This window comes from Micromonospora sp. NPDC047738 (genome assembly GCF_040642675.1).
In the GTDB taxonomy this organism is placed as follows: Bacteria; Actinomycetota; Actinomycetes; order Mycobacteriales; family Micromonosporaceae; genus Micromonospora.
Genome location: NZ_JBEYSO010000009.1, coordinates 68050 through 84163, shown reverse-complemented (window position 1 = coordinate 84163; position 16114 = coordinate 68050). Strand labels below are relative to the sequence as shown.

The 16114-nt window shown below is 75.0% G+C and carries 21 protein-coding genes and 1 riboswitch; of the genes, 12 read left to right on the top strand and 9 right to left on the bottom strand.

Translation table 11 applies throughout. The features are described 5' to 3' along the window. Position 1 precedes the first annotated feature (1 nt). The 4 genes from ABZ783_RS16905 to ABZ783_RS16890 all read right to left on the bottom strand — a co-directional run bounded on the left by ABZ783_RS16905 (position 2) and on the right by ABZ783_RS16890 (position 3190). On the bottom strand, positions 2–442 hold the full coding sequence (locus ABZ783_RS16905) for a hypothetical protein (RefSeq protein WP_357438743.1): 441 nt from the start codon (positions 440–442) through the stop codon (positions 2–4). Further along, positions 442–732, bottom strand: coding sequence for a hypothetical protein (locus ABZ783_RS16900; protein ID WP_357438740.1), 291 nt, complete (start codon positions 730–732; stop codon positions 442–444). Before ABZ783_RS16900 ends, ABZ783_RS16905 begins: the two co-directional genes overlap by 1 nt. A 66-nt stretch (positions 733–798) precedes the next feature. Further along, positions 799–1614 (bottom strand): TIGR04222 domain-containing membrane protein, encoded by an 816-nt coding sequence (locus ABZ783_RS16895; RefSeq protein ID WP_357438739.1) that lies wholly within the window; start codon positions 1612–1614, stop codon positions 799–801. A gap of 31 nt (positions 1615–1645) precedes the next feature. Then, complete coding sequence (locus ABZ783_RS16890; protein ID WP_357438736.1) at positions 1646–3190, bottom strand: glycosyltransferase family 39 protein; 1545 nt, start codon at positions 3188–3190, stop codon at positions 1646–1648. A gap of 126 nt (positions 3191–3316) precedes the next feature. Between ABZ783_RS16890 and ABZ783_RS16885 the strand changes: the two genes are divergently transcribed. Further along, positions 3317–3802: a GNAT family N-acetyltransferase gene (locus tag ABZ783_RS16885; protein ID WP_357438733.1), complete on the top strand. Its 486-nt coding sequence runs from the start codon at positions 3317–3319 to the stop codon at positions 3800–3802. Between the two features lie 20 nt (positions 3803–3822). Beyond that, positions 3823–4218, top strand: coding sequence for a cupin domain-containing protein (locus tag ABZ783_RS16880; RefSeq protein ID WP_357438731.1), 396 nt, complete (start codon positions 3823–3825; stop codon positions 4216–4218). A gap of 9 nt (positions 4219–4227) precedes the next feature. Here the strand turns inward: ABZ783_RS16880 and ABZ783_RS16875 are convergent, their stop codons facing one another. Continuing rightward, positions 4228–5463: an MFS transporter gene (locus ABZ783_RS16875; RefSeq protein ID WP_357438728.1), complete on the bottom strand. Its 1236-nt coding sequence runs from the start codon at positions 5461–5463 to the stop codon at positions 4228–4230. 69 nt (positions 5464–5532) lie between these two features. Between ABZ783_RS16875 and ABZ783_RS16870 the strand changes: the two genes are divergently transcribed. From ABZ783_RS16870 to ABZ783_RS16860, 3 genes are read left to right on the top strand one after another with little or no spacing between them, the layout of a single operon-like run. Then, a complete protein-coding gene (locus ABZ783_RS16870; RefSeq protein WP_357438725.1) occupies positions 5533–6036 on the top strand; it encodes a MarR family transcriptional regulator in 504 nt (167 codons plus the stop codon). Between the two features lie 43 nt (positions 6037–6079). Further along, positions 6080–6625, top strand: coding sequence for a GNAT family N-acetyltransferase (locus ABZ783_RS16865; RefSeq protein WP_357438722.1), 546 nt, complete (start codon positions 6080–6082; stop codon positions 6623–6625). 35 nt (positions 6626–6660) lie between these two features. After that, positions 6661–7092: an Hsp20/alpha crystallin family protein gene (locus tag ABZ783_RS16860; protein WP_357438719.1), complete on the top strand. Its 432-nt coding sequence runs from the start codon at positions 6661–6663 to the stop codon at positions 7090–7092. Between the two features lie 14 nt (positions 7093–7106). Here ABZ783_RS16860 and ABZ783_RS16855 read toward each other — a convergent pair whose 3' ends face one another. Continuing rightward, positions 7107–8129, bottom strand: coding sequence for a YafY family protein (locus ABZ783_RS16855; RefSeq protein ID WP_357438717.1), 1023 nt, complete (start codon positions 8127–8129; stop codon positions 7107–7109). Positions 8130–8270: 141 nt separating this feature from the next. Between ABZ783_RS16855 and ABZ783_RS16850 the strand changes: the two genes are divergently transcribed. From ABZ783_RS16850 to ABZ783_RS16835, 4 genes are all read left to right on the top strand, one after another. Then, positions 8271–9263 (top strand): tyrosine-type recombinase/integrase, encoded by a 993-nt coding sequence (locus tag ABZ783_RS16850; protein ID WP_357438715.1) that lies wholly within the window; start codon positions 8271–8273, stop codon positions 9261–9263. Between the two features lie 41 nt (positions 9264–9304). Beyond that, entirely contained in the window at positions 9305–9940 is a 636-nt protein-coding gene (locus ABZ783_RS16845) for a helix-turn-helix domain-containing protein (RefSeq protein WP_357438713.1), read from the top strand. Further along, positions 9937–10311, top strand: coding sequence for a VOC family protein (locus ABZ783_RS16840; protein ID WP_357438710.1), 375 nt, complete (start codon positions 9937–9939; stop codon positions 10309–10311). Before ABZ783_RS16845 ends, ABZ783_RS16840 begins: the two co-directional genes overlap by 4 nt. 80 nt (positions 10312–10391) lie before the next feature. Then, positions 10392–10898, top strand: coding sequence for a VOC family protein (locus tag ABZ783_RS16835; protein WP_357438707.1), 507 nt, complete (start codon positions 10392–10394; stop codon positions 10896–10898). A 100-nt stretch (positions 10899–10998) separates the two neighbouring features. Here the strand turns inward: ABZ783_RS16835 and ABZ783_RS16830 are convergent, their stop codons facing one another. Beyond that, the gene (locus ABZ783_RS16830; RefSeq protein WP_357438704.1) at positions 10999–11403 is read right to left on the bottom strand and encodes a helix-turn-helix domain-containing protein; all 405 of its coding nucleotides are present in this window, start codon (positions 11401–11403) and stop codon (positions 10999–11001) included. Between the two features lie 97 nt (positions 11404–11500). Here ABZ783_RS16830 and ABZ783_RS16825 point away from each other — a divergent pair, with 97 nt between their 5' ends. Continuing rightward, the gene (locus ABZ783_RS16825; protein ID WP_357438702.1) at positions 11501–12322 is read left to right on the top strand and encodes an NAD(P)H-binding protein; all 822 of its coding nucleotides are present in this window, start codon (positions 11501–11503) and stop codon (positions 12320–12322) included. Positions 12323–12377: 55 nt separating this feature from the next. Here the strand turns inward: ABZ783_RS16825 and ABZ783_RS16820 are convergent, their stop codons facing one another. Both ABZ783_RS16820 and ABZ783_RS16815 read right to left on the bottom strand, forming a co-directional pair. Then, positions 12378–12749, bottom strand: coding sequence for a VOC family protein (locus tag ABZ783_RS16820; RefSeq protein ID WP_357438699.1), 372 nt, complete (start codon positions 12747–12749; stop codon positions 12378–12380). A 56-nt stretch (positions 12750–12805) separates the two neighbouring features. Next, on the bottom strand, positions 12806–14512 hold the full coding sequence (locus ABZ783_RS16815; RefSeq protein ID WP_357438696.1) for an acyl-CoA dehydrogenase family protein: 1707 nt from the start codon (positions 14510–14512) through the stop codon (positions 12806–12808). A 107-nt stretch (positions 14513–14619) separates the two neighbouring features. Here ABZ783_RS16815 and ABZ783_RS16810 point away from each other — a divergent pair, with 107 nt between their 5' ends. Both ABZ783_RS16810 and ABZ783_RS16805 read left to right on the top strand, forming a co-directional pair. Further along, positions 14620–15078 carry a hypothetical protein gene (locus ABZ783_RS16810; protein ID WP_357438693.1) on the top strand — a complete coding sequence of 153 codons (459 nt, stop codon included), beginning with the start codon at positions 14620–14622 and terminating at the stop codon, positions 15076–15078. 43 nt (positions 15079–15121) lie between these two features. Next, positions 15122–15199, top strand: a riboswitch (ZMP/ZTP riboswitch). Between the two features lie 20 nt (positions 15200–15219). Then, the gene (locus tag ABZ783_RS16805) at positions 15220–16110 is read left to right on the top strand and encodes a metallophosphoesterase (RefSeq protein ID WP_357438690.1); all 891 of its coding nucleotides are present in this window, start codon (positions 15220–15222) and stop codon (positions 16108–16110) included. The last annotated feature ends 4 nt before the right edge of the window (positions 16111–16114 follow it).

Genomic DNA, 16114 nt, shown 5'->3' with positions numbered 1-16114 from the left:
ATCACATCCCCGTGCCCGCCACGGTCAGGCGTCGTCCACGGGGATGTGATGGATCAGTTCGGGAGCGATCACCGCCGGAACCAGGTGCGGCTCGCAGGTCAGGAGGTATGCGTCGTGCCGCAGTGCCGCCCACACGGCGTGGGCACGGGCCAGGTCGCCCTTGGTCAGGCGCACCGTGGTGGCTGGCCTGGGCCGCATCGGGAGCGGACAGCGGCAGCACCGCCACGCCGGGCAGGGTGGCCAGCACGCCGAGCCGGGCGGCCGCCGGTCGGTCACTGGTCTGCGCGTACGCCTCGAGCAGCGCGACGGTGGGCAGGCCCAGGTAGGCACCCTCGTCGGCGATGTCGACCAGCAGCTCACCGACGTGCACGTGGCCGCGGGAATAGGACAGTATGGCGGAGGCGTCCAGGATCGCCCGGATCTCGATGTCGTCGGTGGGCATCAGGCAGCAGCCGCGGAGCCGGCCTCCGGCCAGGTGCCGTCCCGGAGCATGTCGCGGCGTCGCGCGTTCTCCGCCCGCTGCTCGGCGGTGAGGGGAGGCAGTTTGCCGCGTACCCGGGCCACGCCGTCGTCCGTCACGTCGATGCCGACGGCACGCAGCATCGCGGCTGTCGCGGCGGCCCGGTCCATGCGGGCGCGCAGCGCGTCGGCGACCGCCGCCGAGGCGTTCTCCTCCCGCTCCAGGTAGGCCGCTACGTCGTCTGGCAGGCTGACCGTCACCCGCTTCGTCATACTCGGATCATACTGCCGCGCGGGCGAGCCGGAAGGCGCGCCACGCGCGTCCTGCCGCGGTCAGGGTCAACGCGCGGTCTTCGCGTACGCCCGCGGCCGGGTGCGCTCGGCGTCGACCCCGACCAGCTCGGCGAAGCGCGGGTCGACGGCGAGCAGCGGGCGCGGCCCGAACACCGCCATCGCGGTCAGCAGCTCGTCGGTGCCCCGCTCGCTCCACGCGGGCCGCCGCTCCGGCGCCAGCTCCGCGTACGTGCGGCGCTGCCGGCGCAGCAGCCGCCGAGCGGCCGCACCGGTCTCCGGCACCTCGCACAGCCACCAGCCGCCGAGCACGGTGGCCAGGCAGCACAGCAGCAGCCCCACCACGGACGCCGGGCCGCCGGCCGTGCGTCCCTCGACCGCGCTGTCCACCAGCCGGGTCACCCCGACCGCGGCGACCGCGAACAGCGGCAGGGTGCCCAAGGCCAGGCGGCGCCGCTGGCCCGGGGTGAGCAGCCAGCCGTCGCGGACCAGCCGGCCCACCAGCCGGCGCAGCGCGCGGCCCACACCGGGATCGGCGAGCACGGCGGCCCAGGTCTGCGGCCGGCGCAGCGCGGCGTGCAGGGCGCGCACCAGTGGGGCGGACCCGGGCGGCGGTGGCCCGTCCACCGACAGGGTGGCCAGCTCACCGAGCTGCACCACCCCGGCCCGGCGCAGCGCGGCCATACCCACCTGGCAGGCCAGTCCGGCCCGATCGGTGAGGTACGCCAGCTCGACGGTCGACAGCGGCTCGCCCCGCGTCCGCCATCCGACCAGCGCCCGCACGGACAGGGCTATCGCGAGGGCCCCGGCCACCCCCGCGACGTAGTCGAGGAGGAAGATCGGACCACTGACGCCCCAGAGCATGCCGACAAGTATTCACGGTGCCCGGGCATGCTCAGCCGGCGTGGCGTACCTCGGTGTCCCAGAGCTGCGACCACGGTCGCCGCAGCCCCCGGCAGACGTAGACGGGCAGGCCGTTCTCGTCGTTGTCGACGTCGACCCGCTGGTTGATCCGGCCGGCCTCGGTGACCTCGGTGAACCAGCCCCGCAGCTGGTCGGGGCCGGCCCAGCCGACCGCGATCACCACGTCGGCGTCCTCGGGCGGGCGGCCGAATCCGGCCATGCTGTTGTGCCCGGAGTACGCCCGCGGCAGGCCCCGTTGCGGCCCGTAGCGGGCCACCGCGCCCGCCTCGCCGTAGTTGCCGGTGAGGATCACCGCGCGGGTCCGCTGCTCCGGCGGCAGGCCGCGGTGCACGGCGGCGAGCGAGTCGGCGAACGCCGGCCAGCCGATGGTCTCGCCGGCGTCGTAGTTGACGTCGACCACGAAGCCGGGCAGCCGGTCGGCCGGCAGGGTGGGCAGCAGCAGGACGGCGCTGCCGGCCACCGCCACGGCCGCGCCGGCGGCGAGCAGCGCCCGCCGGGCGAGCACCGCGCCCCGACCGGCCCACTCGGCGGTGACGACCGCGCCGGCGGCGGTGACCACCAACAGCAGCGGGGCGTCATAGTAGCCCTTGCCACCGGCGAGCAGCACGATCGCGAACACCACCAGCCAGGCCCAGCCGATCGCCCGGTACGCCCGCCAGGCCGGCCGGCGCAGCAGCGCCACCAGCCCGGCGACCCAGATCGGCACCGCGTACGGGCTGATGATGACCAGTTGCAGCTGCAGCGCGTCCAGCCGGCCGCTGTAGGAGCTGTCGCCGCCGGCGATCGAGGAGGCCACGGACAGCTGGGGGAAGCCGTGCGCGGCCTGCCAGAGCAGGTAGGGCGCGGCGAGCACGGCGACGATGCCGGCGGCGGCGTACACCCATCGGTCGCGCAGCAGCCGGCGTGGCCCGCCGATCGCCACCCCGGCCAGCAGGCCCACGGCGAGCAGGGCGGGCAGCAGCTTGTTCAGCATGCCGACGCCGAGCGCCAGGCCGAGGCAGAGGGCCCAGCGGGTGTCGCCGGTGCGCAGCATCCGCACCGCGCACCAGGCGGCGACGAGCCAGACCAGCAGGTCGACGGTGGTGGTGCTGAGCAGATGCCCGGGGGCGAGCACGATGCCCGCCACCGCGGCGAGGAACGCGGCGAACAGCTGCCCGCCCCGGCCGCCGCCGAACTCCCGGGCGATCGCCGCGACCACCACGACCGCCGCGCCGGCGATCAGCGCCGACGGCGTACGCAGCACCACCAGGTTGCCGGGCGCGAGGGTGTCCAGCAGCCGGGCCAGGGCCGGCACCAGCGGACCCTGGTCGACGTACCCCCAGTCGAGGTGCCGGCCGCAGAGCAGGAAGTACAGCTCGTCGCGGTGGTAGCCGTACCGGCCGGCGAGCAGCAGCAGCACGGCACTGACCGCACCGCCGACCAGCCACGGCCCGACGGTGCGGGGACCGGCCGGCGGTGGTGCGGCCACCTCGGGCGGCGCCTCGCGACTGTCCAGGTCGGTGGCGGGTTCGACCATGCGTCCCATGATGGGCGAGGCCCGCCCCGCGCGGGGTCCCGTGCCACGGCCGGCAGGTCACGGTTCGGGTACGGAGGCCGGAAACCGGTTCGCTCCGCGGCGGGCCGGCTGACTAGGGTGCCCGGGATGCGGATCCGGGAGTTCACCGAGCCCGACTGGGCGCAGGTCTGGCCGATCGTCGAGGACGTCATCACCGCCGGGGAGACCTTCCCGTACGACCCGGCGTGGCCCGCAGAGGTCGCCTACGACGTGTGGGTGGAGCGGCCGCCCGGTCACACGGTGGTCGCCGAGGTGGACGGCACGGTGCTGGGCACCGCGAAGATGGGCACCAACCGGCCCGGCCCCGGCGCGCACGTGGCCACCGCCAGTTTCATGGTGGCCGCGCACGCCCGGGGCCGTGGCGTCGGCCGGGCCCTGACCGAGTACGCCCTGGCCTGGGCCCGCCACCGGGGCTACGCCGCGATGCAGTTCAACGCCGTGGTGGAGAGCAACGTGCCGGCCGTTGAGCTGTACCGGCGGCTCGGCTTCACGGTGATCGGCACGGTGCCGGAGGCGTTCGCGCATCCGACCCTGGGCCGGGTCGGGTTGCACGTGATGCACCGTCCCCTGTGATCGTGGGCGACGATGGGTGGATGGAAGCTGAGCCGATCGAGCTGGCAGCCGCCCTGGGGCGCTTCGACCAGCTGTGGAGTCCGCGCATCGTGACCACCGTCAACGACTACGACGTCCGGATCGCGAAGGTGGCCGGCGAGCACGTCTGGCATTCCCACGAGCACACCGACGAGTTCTTCCTGGTGCTCGACGGGGAGTTGCGGATCGCCCTGCGCGACGGCCGGGACGGCGCCGAGCGGGAGGTGGTGCTGCCGCGTGGCGCGGTGTTCGTGGTGCCGCGCGGGGTGGAGCACCGGCCGTCCGCGCCGGACGGCGCGTCGATCCTCATGTTCGAGCCGTCCGGGACGTCCAGCGTGGGGGACCGGCACGGCGAGGTGCCCGACCACGTGGACGCGACCACGGGGCATCGGCTCTGACCGGTCCGGTCAGCGCCCCGCCGGCACCTGCGCCACGGGCGCGGGCGGGGCGTCGACCGGCCAGCGCATCCGGCGTACGCCGGGGACGGCGGCGGTGCCGGCGCAGGCGAGCAGCACCAGCACGCCGGCCACGGCGAGGGGCGTCGACGGCCCCCAGGCGCGGGCGGCGAGCGGGGCGAGGGCGTATCCGATCGGCATGGCGCCCAGCGACATCAGCCAGTCGTACGAGGTGACCCGGGCCAGCACGTCGGGCCGGAACTGGCCCTGCACCACGGTCTCCCAGACCGGGTTGAGGAAGCCGAGCGCGACCAGCGCGAGGCAGTACGCGGCGATGCTCACCGGGGCGGGCGCGGCGACGGCGAGCAGGAGCAGCGGCGCCGCGTACGTGGCCAGGGCCAGGTTGCCGAGCAGCACCGGCCGGGCGGGGCGTACCCGGGCGGCGAGCAGCGACCCGAGCAGCAGGCCGACCGCGCCGCCCTGCTGCAGCAGCACCCAGACACCCTCCCCGCCGAGGCGGTCCACGGCGACCACCGGGCCGACGGTGAGCAGCACCGCCGCGGCGCCGTTCCACACGCCGTGCGCGAGCAGGCTGCTCCAGTACCAGTCGCGGGCGCGGACCTCCCGCCAGCCGAGCGCCAGGTCGGCGCGGAGCGACCGGTGTGGGACGGCGACGTGCCGGACCCGGATGACCGACAGCAGGGCGGCGCTGACCGCGAACGAGGCGGCGTCCAGCACGAACGCCCAGCCCGGGCCGGCGGTCCAGACCAGCAGGCCGGCCAGGGCGGGGCCGGCGAGCCGGCTGGCGTTGGCGGTGACGCCCATCAGCGCGTTGGCCCGCTGCCGCCCGTCGGCGTCGACGGTGCCGGCGACGAGCGGGGACGCGGTGGGCATGGCGAAGGCCGAGGCCGCGCCGCCGACGGCGGAGGCGACCGCGAGGTGGAGCAGCGCGGGGGCGTCGCCGAGCAGTTCGACACCGACGACCAGTTGGGCGGCGCAGCGCACCAGGTCGGTCACGAGGGCCACCCGGCGGGCGTCGAACCGGTCGGCGACCACGCCGCCGAGGGGGAGCAGCAGCAGCCGCGGCACCATGGCGCAGCCCAGCACCACCGCGAGGGCGCTGGTCGAGCCGGTGGCGCGGAGCACGGCCAGGGCGAGGGCGGTGGGGACGACGGCGTCGCCGAGGGCGGAGACGGTACGGCCGAGGAAGAGCAGGCGGAAGGCGCGGAGCCGGAGGGGGTGTGTCACCCCGGCAGGATACTTCGGCGTCGAACATTTCGACAACGAATATTTCGGCGACGGCGTACCGTGGGACGGGTGACCGACCGCGACCGCACCGACCAGCACGTGGCGCGCTGGCTGCCCGTCCTGCCCGACATCGACCCCGACGTGGAGGGCGCGGTCACCCGGATGTCGGTCCTCACCCGGCACCTGCGCGAGGTGAAGGACCGGGCCCTCGCCGACCTGGACCTCCAGGAGAAGGAGTACGGCACCCTGCACGCCCTGGCCGGACGCGGTGGCCGGGCCGCCCCCTCGGAGATCGCCGGTGACCTACGCATGGCGCCCGCCTCGATCACCGCCCGGGTGGACGCGCTGGTCCGCCGCGGGTTCGTCCGGCGGATCCCCTCGCCGGTGGACCGGCGGCGCATCGACGTCGAACTGACCGAGGCCGGCCGGACGGCCTGGCGCCGCGCGCTCGGGGTGGTCGGCGACGAGGAGCACCGGGTACTCGGCGCGCTCACCCCGCAGGAGCGGCGGCTGCTGTCGGACCTGCTGCGCCGGGTCGCCCTCGCCGCCGAGCACCCGCCGGCTCACCCCTGACCGGCGGGCGAAAGCCGTTTGACGGTGCGGTGAGGATCAAGCGGTGACGACCTGGACGACCAGTCCCACCCCACCCCACGCCCCCGAAGCGGCGATCCTGCTGCGCGAGTACATGGCGGAGATGGTCCGCCGCTGGCACCGCCGGCCGGAACGGCCGGCGGAGGTGACCGAGGCGCTGGCCGAGATGCCCAGCGACGACCTCGCGCCGCCCACCGGGCTGCTCGTGCTGGCCCGCCACGACGGGCAGCTCGCCGGCTGCGCCGGCCTGCGCTGGCGTCCCCGCTGGGCGGAACTCACCCGGGTCTACGTCCGCCCCGCGCACCGCGGCACCGGCGGCGGGGCCGCCCTGCTGGCCGCCGTCGAGGCGTACGCCCGGTCGAGCGGGGCGGACCGGCTCCGGCTGGACACCCGCGCCGACCTGGTCGAGGCCCGCGCCCTGTACGCCCGCCACGGCTACCGCGAGATCCCCGCGTTCAACGACGGCCCGTACGCCCAGCACTGGTTCGAGAAGCTGCTGCCCGGGTTGACGAGGCCGCCGCTCCACGCTAAACAAGAAATCGAGGACTTGAGCCAACTCGGCTCAACTTAAACATCTTCGGCCAGGAGAACCGAGGAGGCACGGCCATGTTGATGCGTACCGACCCGTTCCGTGAGATCGACCGGCTCGCCGAGCAGTTCTTCGGCACCACCGCCCGGCCGGCGGTCATGCACCTCGACGCGTACCGCGACGGCGACTTCTTCTACGCCGCATTCGACCTGCCCGGCGTCGACCCGGACAGCATCGACTGCACAGTCGAGCGCAACGTGCTGACGGTCCGCGCCGAGCGGCGCCGGGCCACCGGGGACAATGTCGAGCTCGTCGCGGCCGAGCGACCGATGGGGACCTTCACGCGGCAGCTCTTCCTCGGCGACAGCCTCGACGCCGACAAGCTGGAGGCCGGCTACGAGAACGGGGTGCTGACCCTGCGCATCCCGGTCGCCGAGCGGGCCAAGCCGCGGCGGATCAGCATCACCGCGACCGCCAGCGGAAACGGTCGCAGGCAGATCAGCGCCTGACGGCGCCGCCAGGATCAGCGCTCGATCGCGGGGGTGTCCGTCCCGGGCGCCCCCGCTGCCGTCGCCGACGGATAGAGCCGGGCCAGGGCGTGGGCGGTGGCGGCCAGCCGCTCCCGCAGCTCGGCCGGCGCCAGCACCTCCACCTCCGCGCCCAGCTTGAGCAGTTCGGTGTGGCCGTGCTTCACCGACTCGATCGGCACGCTGGTCTCCAGCCAGCCGTGCTCGTCCGGCTCGCCGGCCGCCGCCCGGGCCGCCCGGCTCATCTCGGGCGGGAAGACGTACTGCGCGAACTCCAGCGCGGCCACCGTCATCCGCACCCGGGCCTGCCCGCGGTAGACGTCCCGTTCGTACCGCCTGGTCCACTCCTGCCAGTACCCGGCCAGGTCGAAGTCGGCCGGCCGCGCGTACCGCTCGTCGCGCACCACCAGGTCGAGCACCGCGCCGACCCGGTAGGTGCGCAGCTGCTCGCCGCACCGGGCCACCAGATACCAGCGGCCCGCCTTGAGCACCACGCCCAGCGGGGCCACCACCCGGGTCACCTCGCGCGGGGCCCGCCAGCGCCGGTAACGGATCTCCACCAGCCGGTCCTCCCACACCGCCCGGGCCAGCGTGGCCAAATGCGGGGTGGGCTCGGGCTGGCGGAACCAGCCCGGCGCGTCCAGGTGGAACCGCTGCCGCACCTGACCGCTCCGGTCGGCCAGCTCGTCGGGGAGCGCGGCGAGCACTTTCAGCTCGGCCGCGGCCACCACTTGACCGAGGCCCAGCTCGGCGGCCGGGCCGGGCATCCCGGCCAGGAACAGCGCCTCCGCCTCCGGCGCGGTCAGCCCGGTCAGCCGGGTCCGGTAGCCCTCCAGCAGCCGGTACCCGCCGGCCGGGCCGCGGTCGGCGTACACCGGGACGCCGGCGGCGCCGAGCGACTCGACGTCGCGGTAGACGGTCCGGACGGAGACCTCCAGGGCGTCGGCGAGCTCCTGGGCGGTCATCCGCCCGCGGGTCTGCAGGAGCAGCAGCAGGGACACCAGGCGGCTGGCACGCACCCGGTGACGGTATCCCGGACCGGAAAACCGCTGGTGGCCCGCCCAGGCGGCCGGCAGGTGGCGGAACGGTGTGATCTTCGTCGGATTCCGGTCGGGCGCGCCTCGTCGCGATTCCGCCCGCCGACTGAGAACCTTTCTCGCATGCTGCGTCCCGAGGTGCTGCCCCGCGGGTCGGTGCTGCCCGCCCTGACCGGCGGGCCGGCCGACTTCACCGAGGCGTGGCTGCGAAACCGGCGCCTGTCGGAGCACACCCGGGACGCGTACCGGCGCGACGTGGCCGGCTGGCTGAGCTGGTGCGCCGGCCGGGGCCTCGACCCGCTGCGGGCCAGCTTCCTCGACGTCAACGCCTACGGCCGGGAGTTGGAGGCCACGCTGGGCGTGCGCAGCGGCCGGCCGCTCACCCCGGCCACCGTCGCCCGCCGCCTGTCCGCGCTGTCCAGCTGGTACGACTTCCTGGTCAAGCTGCGCGCGGTCGACGCCAACCCGGTCGCCGCCGCCGACCGCCCCCGGGTCGACCGGGACCACTCCGCCACGGTCGGCCTGACCCCGGAGGAGGTCGACGCGCTGCTCACGGCCGCCGAGGCGGACACCGGCCCGACCGCCGCTCGCAACCGGGCCGCCATCGCCCTGCTGGCCGACCTGGGCCTGCGAGTCGGTGAGCTGATCTCGCTGGACCTGACCGACCTGGGCGCGGAGCGCGGGCACCGCAGCCTCCGGTTCGTCGGCAAGGGCGGCAAGGTCCGCCGCCGCGCGCTCACCCCCGGCACCGCGTACGCGGTGGACGCCTACCTGTCCGCCCGGGCCGCGGCGCAGGGGGTGACCGTGCCCGAGCTGACCGGGCCGCTGCTGGTCACCGCCAGCGGCGCCCGGCTGGACCGGCACTCGGTGTTCCGGCTGGTGCGCCGGCTCGCCCGGGCCGCCGGGATCCCCGCCTGGGCGAAGCTGTCCCCGCACTCGCTGCGGCACGCGTTCGCCACCACCGCCCGCGCGGAGGGGGTGCCGCTGGAGGACGTGCAGGACGCCATGGGGCACGCCGACCCGCGCACCACCCGCCGCTACGACCGGGACCGGCACAACCTGGACCGGGATCCCGCGTACGTCATCTGGGCCGCCCGGTCCCGACGGCGGGGATAAACCGTTGACGGAGTGAGTACTCACTCCGCATGCTGAGTGCCATGACGGACCCTGAGACACCCCGGCGCCGCGCGCCGGGACTGAGCCCCGACCAGCGTCGTGCCATGATCGTGCGGGCCGCGTTGCCGCTGCTCGCCACGCACGGCGCCACGGTCACCACCGCCCAGGTCGCCCGCGCCGCCGGCATCGGCGAGGCGACCGTCTTCCGCGCCTTCCCCGACAAGGACGCCCTGCTCGACGCCTGCGTCGCCGAGGCGCTGCGCCCCGACACGGCCCTCAGCGAGGTGGCCGCGATCCCGCTCGATCAGCCTCTCAGCGACCGGCTCACCGCCGCCGCCACGGCCCTGCGCGCGCACCTCGACCGGATCGGCGCGGTGCTCGTCGCCGCCCACGCCGCCGGCCGCCCAGGCCGCGGGCAGCGCGACGTTCCGCCGGTCCGCGACCGCGCATCGGCCCGGGAGGAGTCGGCCGACGCGGTCCGGGCCGCCGTCGCCGCGCTGCTCGCGCCCGAGGGGGACCGGCTGCGGCTGCCCGCCGACCAACTCGCCGCGCTGTTCCTGGCCGTCCTGGTGCCCAGCCGCACCCCGCTGGCCGGCGCAACGCCGACCCCGGCCGAACTGGTCGACCTGTTCCTGCACGGCGCGCTGGCGCCGGCCGAAGCGGAGAAGGACCGATGAGCGTCACCCTCAACCACACGATCGTCCCGGCTCGGGACCACCGGGCGGCGGCCCGGTTCTTCGCCGACATCATGGGGCTGCCGGTGCTTGCGCCGGCCGGGCGCAACGGCCACTTCGCCCCGGTACGGGTCAACGATCAGCTCACCCTGGACTTCCTGAGCGTGCCCGCGCCGGAGGGCCACCACCTGGCGTTCGACGTGGACCCGGACACCTTCGACGCGATCCTGGCCCGGCTACGCGACGGCGGGGTGCCGTACGGCAGCGAGCCCGGCGCACCCGACAACGGACGGACCGACCATCCACTGTGCGCCCGAGGGCTGTTCTTCCGCGACGACTCCGGCAACCTCTACGAGGTGATGTCCCCGGCGTAGTGGGGGTGGCCAACCCGGCGGCCCGCGGTGAGTGACACCACCGCCTAAAGGCCAGGTCACCCCCCGCCAGCTGGCCTCCCGTGCTCGGCACCGCAGGGTCCGGTCCCGATCGCGGCGGCCGTGCGCTCGGTGTGCCCGCCCGGGTATCGGCTGACGAGCTCGGCGCCGATGCGGGCGAGTTCGTCCTGGACGGAGCGAGGCGCGATGACTTCGATCAGCGTGCCCCAGCCGGCGAGGTGTCGGGCGATGTCCGTCAGGCGGACCTCGAGCCGTACTTCACCCGTCCGGTCCAGGGAGCGCCCGGCTACGTCGAGTTCCGCATCGGCGACCAGCAGCACGAGCTCGGCATCATCGACCGCCGTTTCGCCCCTCGCCCGCGCCCGCAGGAGGCCAGCGGCGCGGTGATCTACTGGCACGTGGACGACGTCGAGACCGCATTCGAGCGGCTGCTGTCGCTGGGCGCCACGGCGTACGAGAAGCCGGTCCAGCGCGGTCCCGGCTTCGTCACCGCCTCTGTGGTCGACCCGTTCGGCAACATCTTCGGCGTCATGTACAACGAGCACTACCTGCAGATGGTGGGCCGATGACGCACCTCGCGGCGGCCGCCGGACGGGAACCGTCGACGTACCCGTCCAGAGCGCCCCGGCGCACCCGGGAACGGGCGGGCGCGACCTGTGCGCCCGGCGGTCAGCGCCGGCCGGTGCCTCGCTGCCGGGCGTCGTAGTCGCGGCGGGCCTGGTCGACCTGGTCGAGGTTGACGGCCGACCACTCGGCGAGGGTGGCGAACAGCGGCGCGAGGCTGCGCCCCAGCTCACTGATCTCGTATTCGACGCGCGGCGGGACCTCGGGGTGGTAGGTGCGTACGACCAGGCCGTCGCGCTCTAACTGCCGCAACCGCTGGGTGAGCACCTTCGGGGTGATGGTGGTCAGGCGGCGTTCCAGTTCCACAAACCGTTGCCGCCCGTACTCGTGCAGCGCCCAGAGGATCGGGGTGGTCCAGCGGCTGAACACGATGTCGACCACCGGCGCGATCGGGCAGGCCTGCTCGGGGTCGAGCGCCACCGGGGACACCGGCGTGGTGCTGCTGCTCACAATCGCCTCCCCGGCCATTACTTTCCTCTAGGTACCTACTATATCCAGGCAACTAGCGTCCTGAGGTGTCCAGAGAGCACACCGAAAGGAAGCAGTCATGATCGTGGTGACGGGAGCGACGGGGAACGTCGGGCGGCCGCTGGTGCAGGCGTTGGCCGCGGCCGGGGAGCCGGTGACGGCGGTGTCGCGGCAGGTCACGGCGGCCGACCTGCCGGCCGGCGTACGGGCCGTGCCCGCTGACCTGGCCACGCCGGCCGACCTGAAGCCGGCGCTGCACGGCGCGGAGGCGCTGTTTCTGCTGCTCACCGGGGAGTTGCTGGCGGCCGACCCGAGCGAGATCCTCGCCGCCGCCCGCGACGCCGGGGCACGCCGGGTGGTCCTGCTCTCCTCCCAGGGGGTGGGCAGCCACCGCTACCCGCCGCAGATCGAGGAGGCGGTGACGGCGTCCGGCCTGGAGTGGACGGTGCTGCGGCCCAGCGGCTACCACACCAACGCCTTTGCCTGGGCGGAGACGGTGCGCGGCACCCGGGCCGTCACCGCGCCCTTCGGTGACGTCGGTCTGCCGTTCGTGGACCCGGCCGACGTCGCCGAGGTCGCCGCGGTGACCCTGCGGCACGACGGCCACGGCGGGGCCACGTACGAGCTGACCGGCCCGGAGCTGGTCACGCCCCGCCGGCAGGCGGCGGCGATCGGCGACGCGCTTGGTGAGCCGGTGCGGTTCGCCGAGCTGAGCCCGGCGCAGGCCCGCGCGCAGATGCTGCAGTTCATGCCCGAGCCGGCCGTGACCGCCACGCTGGGCATCCTGGGCGCCCCCACGCCGGCCGAGCAGCGGGTCAGCCCCGACGTCGAGCGGTTGCTCGGCCGGGCGCCGCGTACCTTCGCCGACTGGGCGGCGCGACACGTGGCCGCCTTCCGGTGACCGGCCCACCGGCTCGCCGGGCGGTGGTCGCCCGACGAGCCGGCCGGCCCACGGCTCAGCCCTGCGGGCGCGGGCAGATGCAGAACGGCTGGCCGATCGGGTCGATCAGCACGGTCCACCGCTCGCCGCCCGGCTGGAACTCCGGCCTGGTCGCGCCGGCCGCCACGAACTCCTTCTCGGCGACGGTCAGGTCGTCGACGTACACGTCCAGGTGGTAGCGCTTGCCGGCGGTTTCGTCCGGCCAGGCCGGCGGCGTGTATCCGTCGACCAGGCCGAAGCCGATCGACGTCCCATCCTTGCTGATCATGGCGTATTCGGCCTGGCTGTGGGTGACCTCCCAGCCCAGGACGCGGGAGTAGAACCCGGCGTGGGCGGCCGGGTCGGAGCTGTCGAGGTTGACCATCGCGAGGTCGGCGTGCACTGTCATGCCGGCCATCCTGTCGGCAGATCCTGACATCCTCTGGCAGGTACCGGTCGACTCTTTCAGCAGAGCAGCTCCAGGTGCCGGTGGGCGTCGGCGGCGATGTCCTCGTGCCGCAGCCGGCGCCGGGCCCAGAGCCAGGCCGCCGTCTCGGCCTGCTCGTCGCCCCACGCGGCGTGCTCGACCAGCAGCGCGGCGGTGAGCGCGTACGCGGTGCGCAGCGCCAGCCCGCGCGCCCCGGCGACCACCTCGACGGCGGCCGGGTCGGCGGTCACCTCGGCGAGCCGGGTACGCAGCTCCTCGGTGACCGCCGCCAGGGTGTCGGCCAGGGCGGGGGAGAGCGGGCGGGCCAGGTCGACGGCGGCGGCCAGCCGGCGCAGCAGCGGCGCGCCGGCGTCCTCCCGGGCGACCGCGCGCAGCACGTCCAGGGCGAGCACGTTGGTGGTGCCCTCCCAGATCGGCAGCACCTGCGCGTCGCGCAGCAGCCGCGGCACCCCGGTGTCCTCGACGTAGCCGGCCCCGCCGAACGCCTCGACGTACTCGCTGGCGGAGGCCACGGCGAGCCGCCCGGTGGCGAGCTTGGCCAGCGGCGCGACCACCCGCAGCTCGGCGGCCGCGTCCGGGTCGCCGCCGACCTCGACCCGCCCGAGCAGCGCGAACGCGTGCCCGGCGAGGACGAACGCGCCGGCCGCGTCCACGGCGAGGGCGCCGAGGGTGGCCCGGTGCAGCGGCGACTCGATGAGCCGTCCGCCGGTCACCTGCCGGCCCTCGGCGTACGCCCGGGCGTACGCCAGGCCGCGGCGCATGCCGGAGGCGGCGGCGGAGGCGTTGTGCACCCGGGTCACCACGACCAGGGTCATCGCCCGGACCAGCCCGGGCACGGCCGGGTCGCCGAGGGGCAGCGCGTACGCGTCGCGCAGCCCGATCTCGGCGGTGGGCAGCGCCCAGGTGCCGAGCTTGTCCTTGAGCCGGTGCACGGCCACCCCGGGCGCCGGCGCGTCGGGGGCGGCGGAGGCGCCGGCCAGCGGCGAGTCGGCGGCGTAGCGGGGCACCAGGAACGGCGCGAGGACCCGGCTGCCCCGGCCGGCGCCGTCGGGCCGGGCCAGAGCCACCGCCATCGGCGAGTCGGCGGCGGAGCAGAACCATTTCTCCCCGGTCAGTCGCCACGACCCGTCCGCGGCGGGCCGGCCGATGGTGCTGGACCGGGACAGGTCGGAGCCGCCCTGCGACTCGGTCATCCACTGCCCGCTGACGATCGCGGTGTCCGGGTCGGTGGAGATGAGCCGGGGCAGCCAGGCCTCCCGCACAGCCCCGTCGACCTCGGGGAGGCTGAGCAGCGCGGCGGCGCCGTCGGCCATGGCGACCGGGCAGGAGAAGGTGGCCGACTCCGGGGCGTACAGGTGCAGCAGGGCGTGCTGGACGACGCGGGCGGCGGCCCCCCAGGTGCCCCGCGCGGACTCCAGATAGGGCAGCGCGACCACGGCGTGCCGGGCGGCGGCGGCGCGCTGGGCCTGCCAGCCGGTCGAGGTGTCGATCCGGTCGACGCGGGCGCCCCAGGGGTCGTACCGGACCAGGGTGGGCGGGTGCGCCTCGGCGTCGGCGTGCGCGGCCCGCAGCGGCCCAACAACGTCGGCGGCCAGGTCGGCCAGCCGGCCCTTCGCGGCGGCGTGCCCGGCCGGGCCGAGGTGCCGCTCCAGCCAGGACCGCAGCAGCGGGTCCCCGCTGTACGGGTCGTCGGGGGTCGGTGCCGGCTGCACGTAGCGGGTCATGCTCACTCCTTCGAGGGGTGTGGGCCGACGGTAGACGATGCCGCCACCGACGCGACAGGGTCAATGTGGCTGCGCGGTGACGTAACGGGCACATACGGTCGATCCCGATGGGCAAGGAGCAGGCGTGGAGCCGGCCGGCCCGGCCCCGCCGGCCGGTCCGCAGCGGTCTGGTGCTGGCCGGCCTCGGACTGGGCCTGTGCCTGATCGGCGTGGCCGGTCTGGGCGTCTGGAACGTGCAGATGATGCTGCAGGCCAACGGCCCGGTCCGGGACACCGCCGACGCGTTCCTGCGGGAGGTGGCGTCGGGAGACACCGACAAGGCTTACCAGAAGCTGTGCCGGGACGCGCGTAGCCGGTGGAGCGCGGTCGGCTTCGGCAGCTGGGTGCGCACCCCGCCGCAGATCAGCGGCTACGAGATCACCGACGTGTCGGTGGCCACCGAACGCGGCATCCCGCGCGCCACGGTGAAGGCGCGGCTGACCCGCGACGGCGGCGCCAGCGAGGAGCGCAGCCTGCGGGTGGTGCAGGAGGACGGCAAGTGGCGGGTGTGCGGGGACCCGTTCTGACGCCGCAGCCGGGGACGACACGGTGGGCGGCGGTGCCCTATGGTGTCGGCACCACGACTGGCGAAGGTGGGTCACCACCGGGGAGTGCGGATCGGGGGCGTCGACCGCCTGGGTGCCCTCATCAACGAGATGAGGAAGCACATGCCCATCGCCTCGGCCGGTCGTCATCGGATCCTGCACCTGTCTGACACCCACGTCACGGCGAGCGGCGTCGACGAGGACGGCGTGGATGCCCTGGCCGCCCTCGATCGCATCCTCCACGACGCGCGTTTCGTGCCAGGCATCGACCTGGTGGTCGTGAGCGGGGACATCGCCGACGACGGGTCCGTCGCCGGCTGTGCCGCCGTGCGGGCGAGGGTCGGCCACTTCGCACGGGACAGGGGGATCCCGCACGTCTACTGCCCCGGCAACCACGACACCCGCGAGTCGTTCGCGAAGGTGCTGGGCACCGGTCACCTGGCCGCGGACGGCACCGACATGGGTGAGCCAGCCGACCTGGGGTCCGACGAGCGGGCGGCCGTGAGCGTGATCCGCGGGCTGCGGGTGATCACGCTGGACAGCCTGGTGCCCGGGGCGGTGCACGGCGTGGTCGGTGCCGAGCAATTGCGCTGGCTGCGGTCAGTGCTGGCCCGGCCCGCCGAGGCGGGCACGGTCGTCGTGCTGCACCACCCGCCGATCGCGCTGCACTCGTCGCCGCTGATGGGCTCGGTCAACCTGCGCAACGCCGAGCAGTTCGCCGCGGCCGTTGCCGGTGGCGACGTGCGGGCAGTTCTCTGCGGGCACTACCACCTGCAGCTGTCCGGGTCGTTGGACGGCATTCCGGTGTGGGTCACACCCGGCGTGGTCACCCGCATCGACCTCACCGCCCCGCCGCGGCTGGAGCGGGCCGTCACGGGCGCCGGCGCGTCGGTCGTCGACCTCGGCGGCCCGTTCTCGCCGATGTGCCACACCCTCCACGCTCGCGACCCGCGGGCGGGACAGCAGGTCTACCTCGTCGACGCCGTGTCGGGCGTGGACGTGCCGACGGAGTGACGGC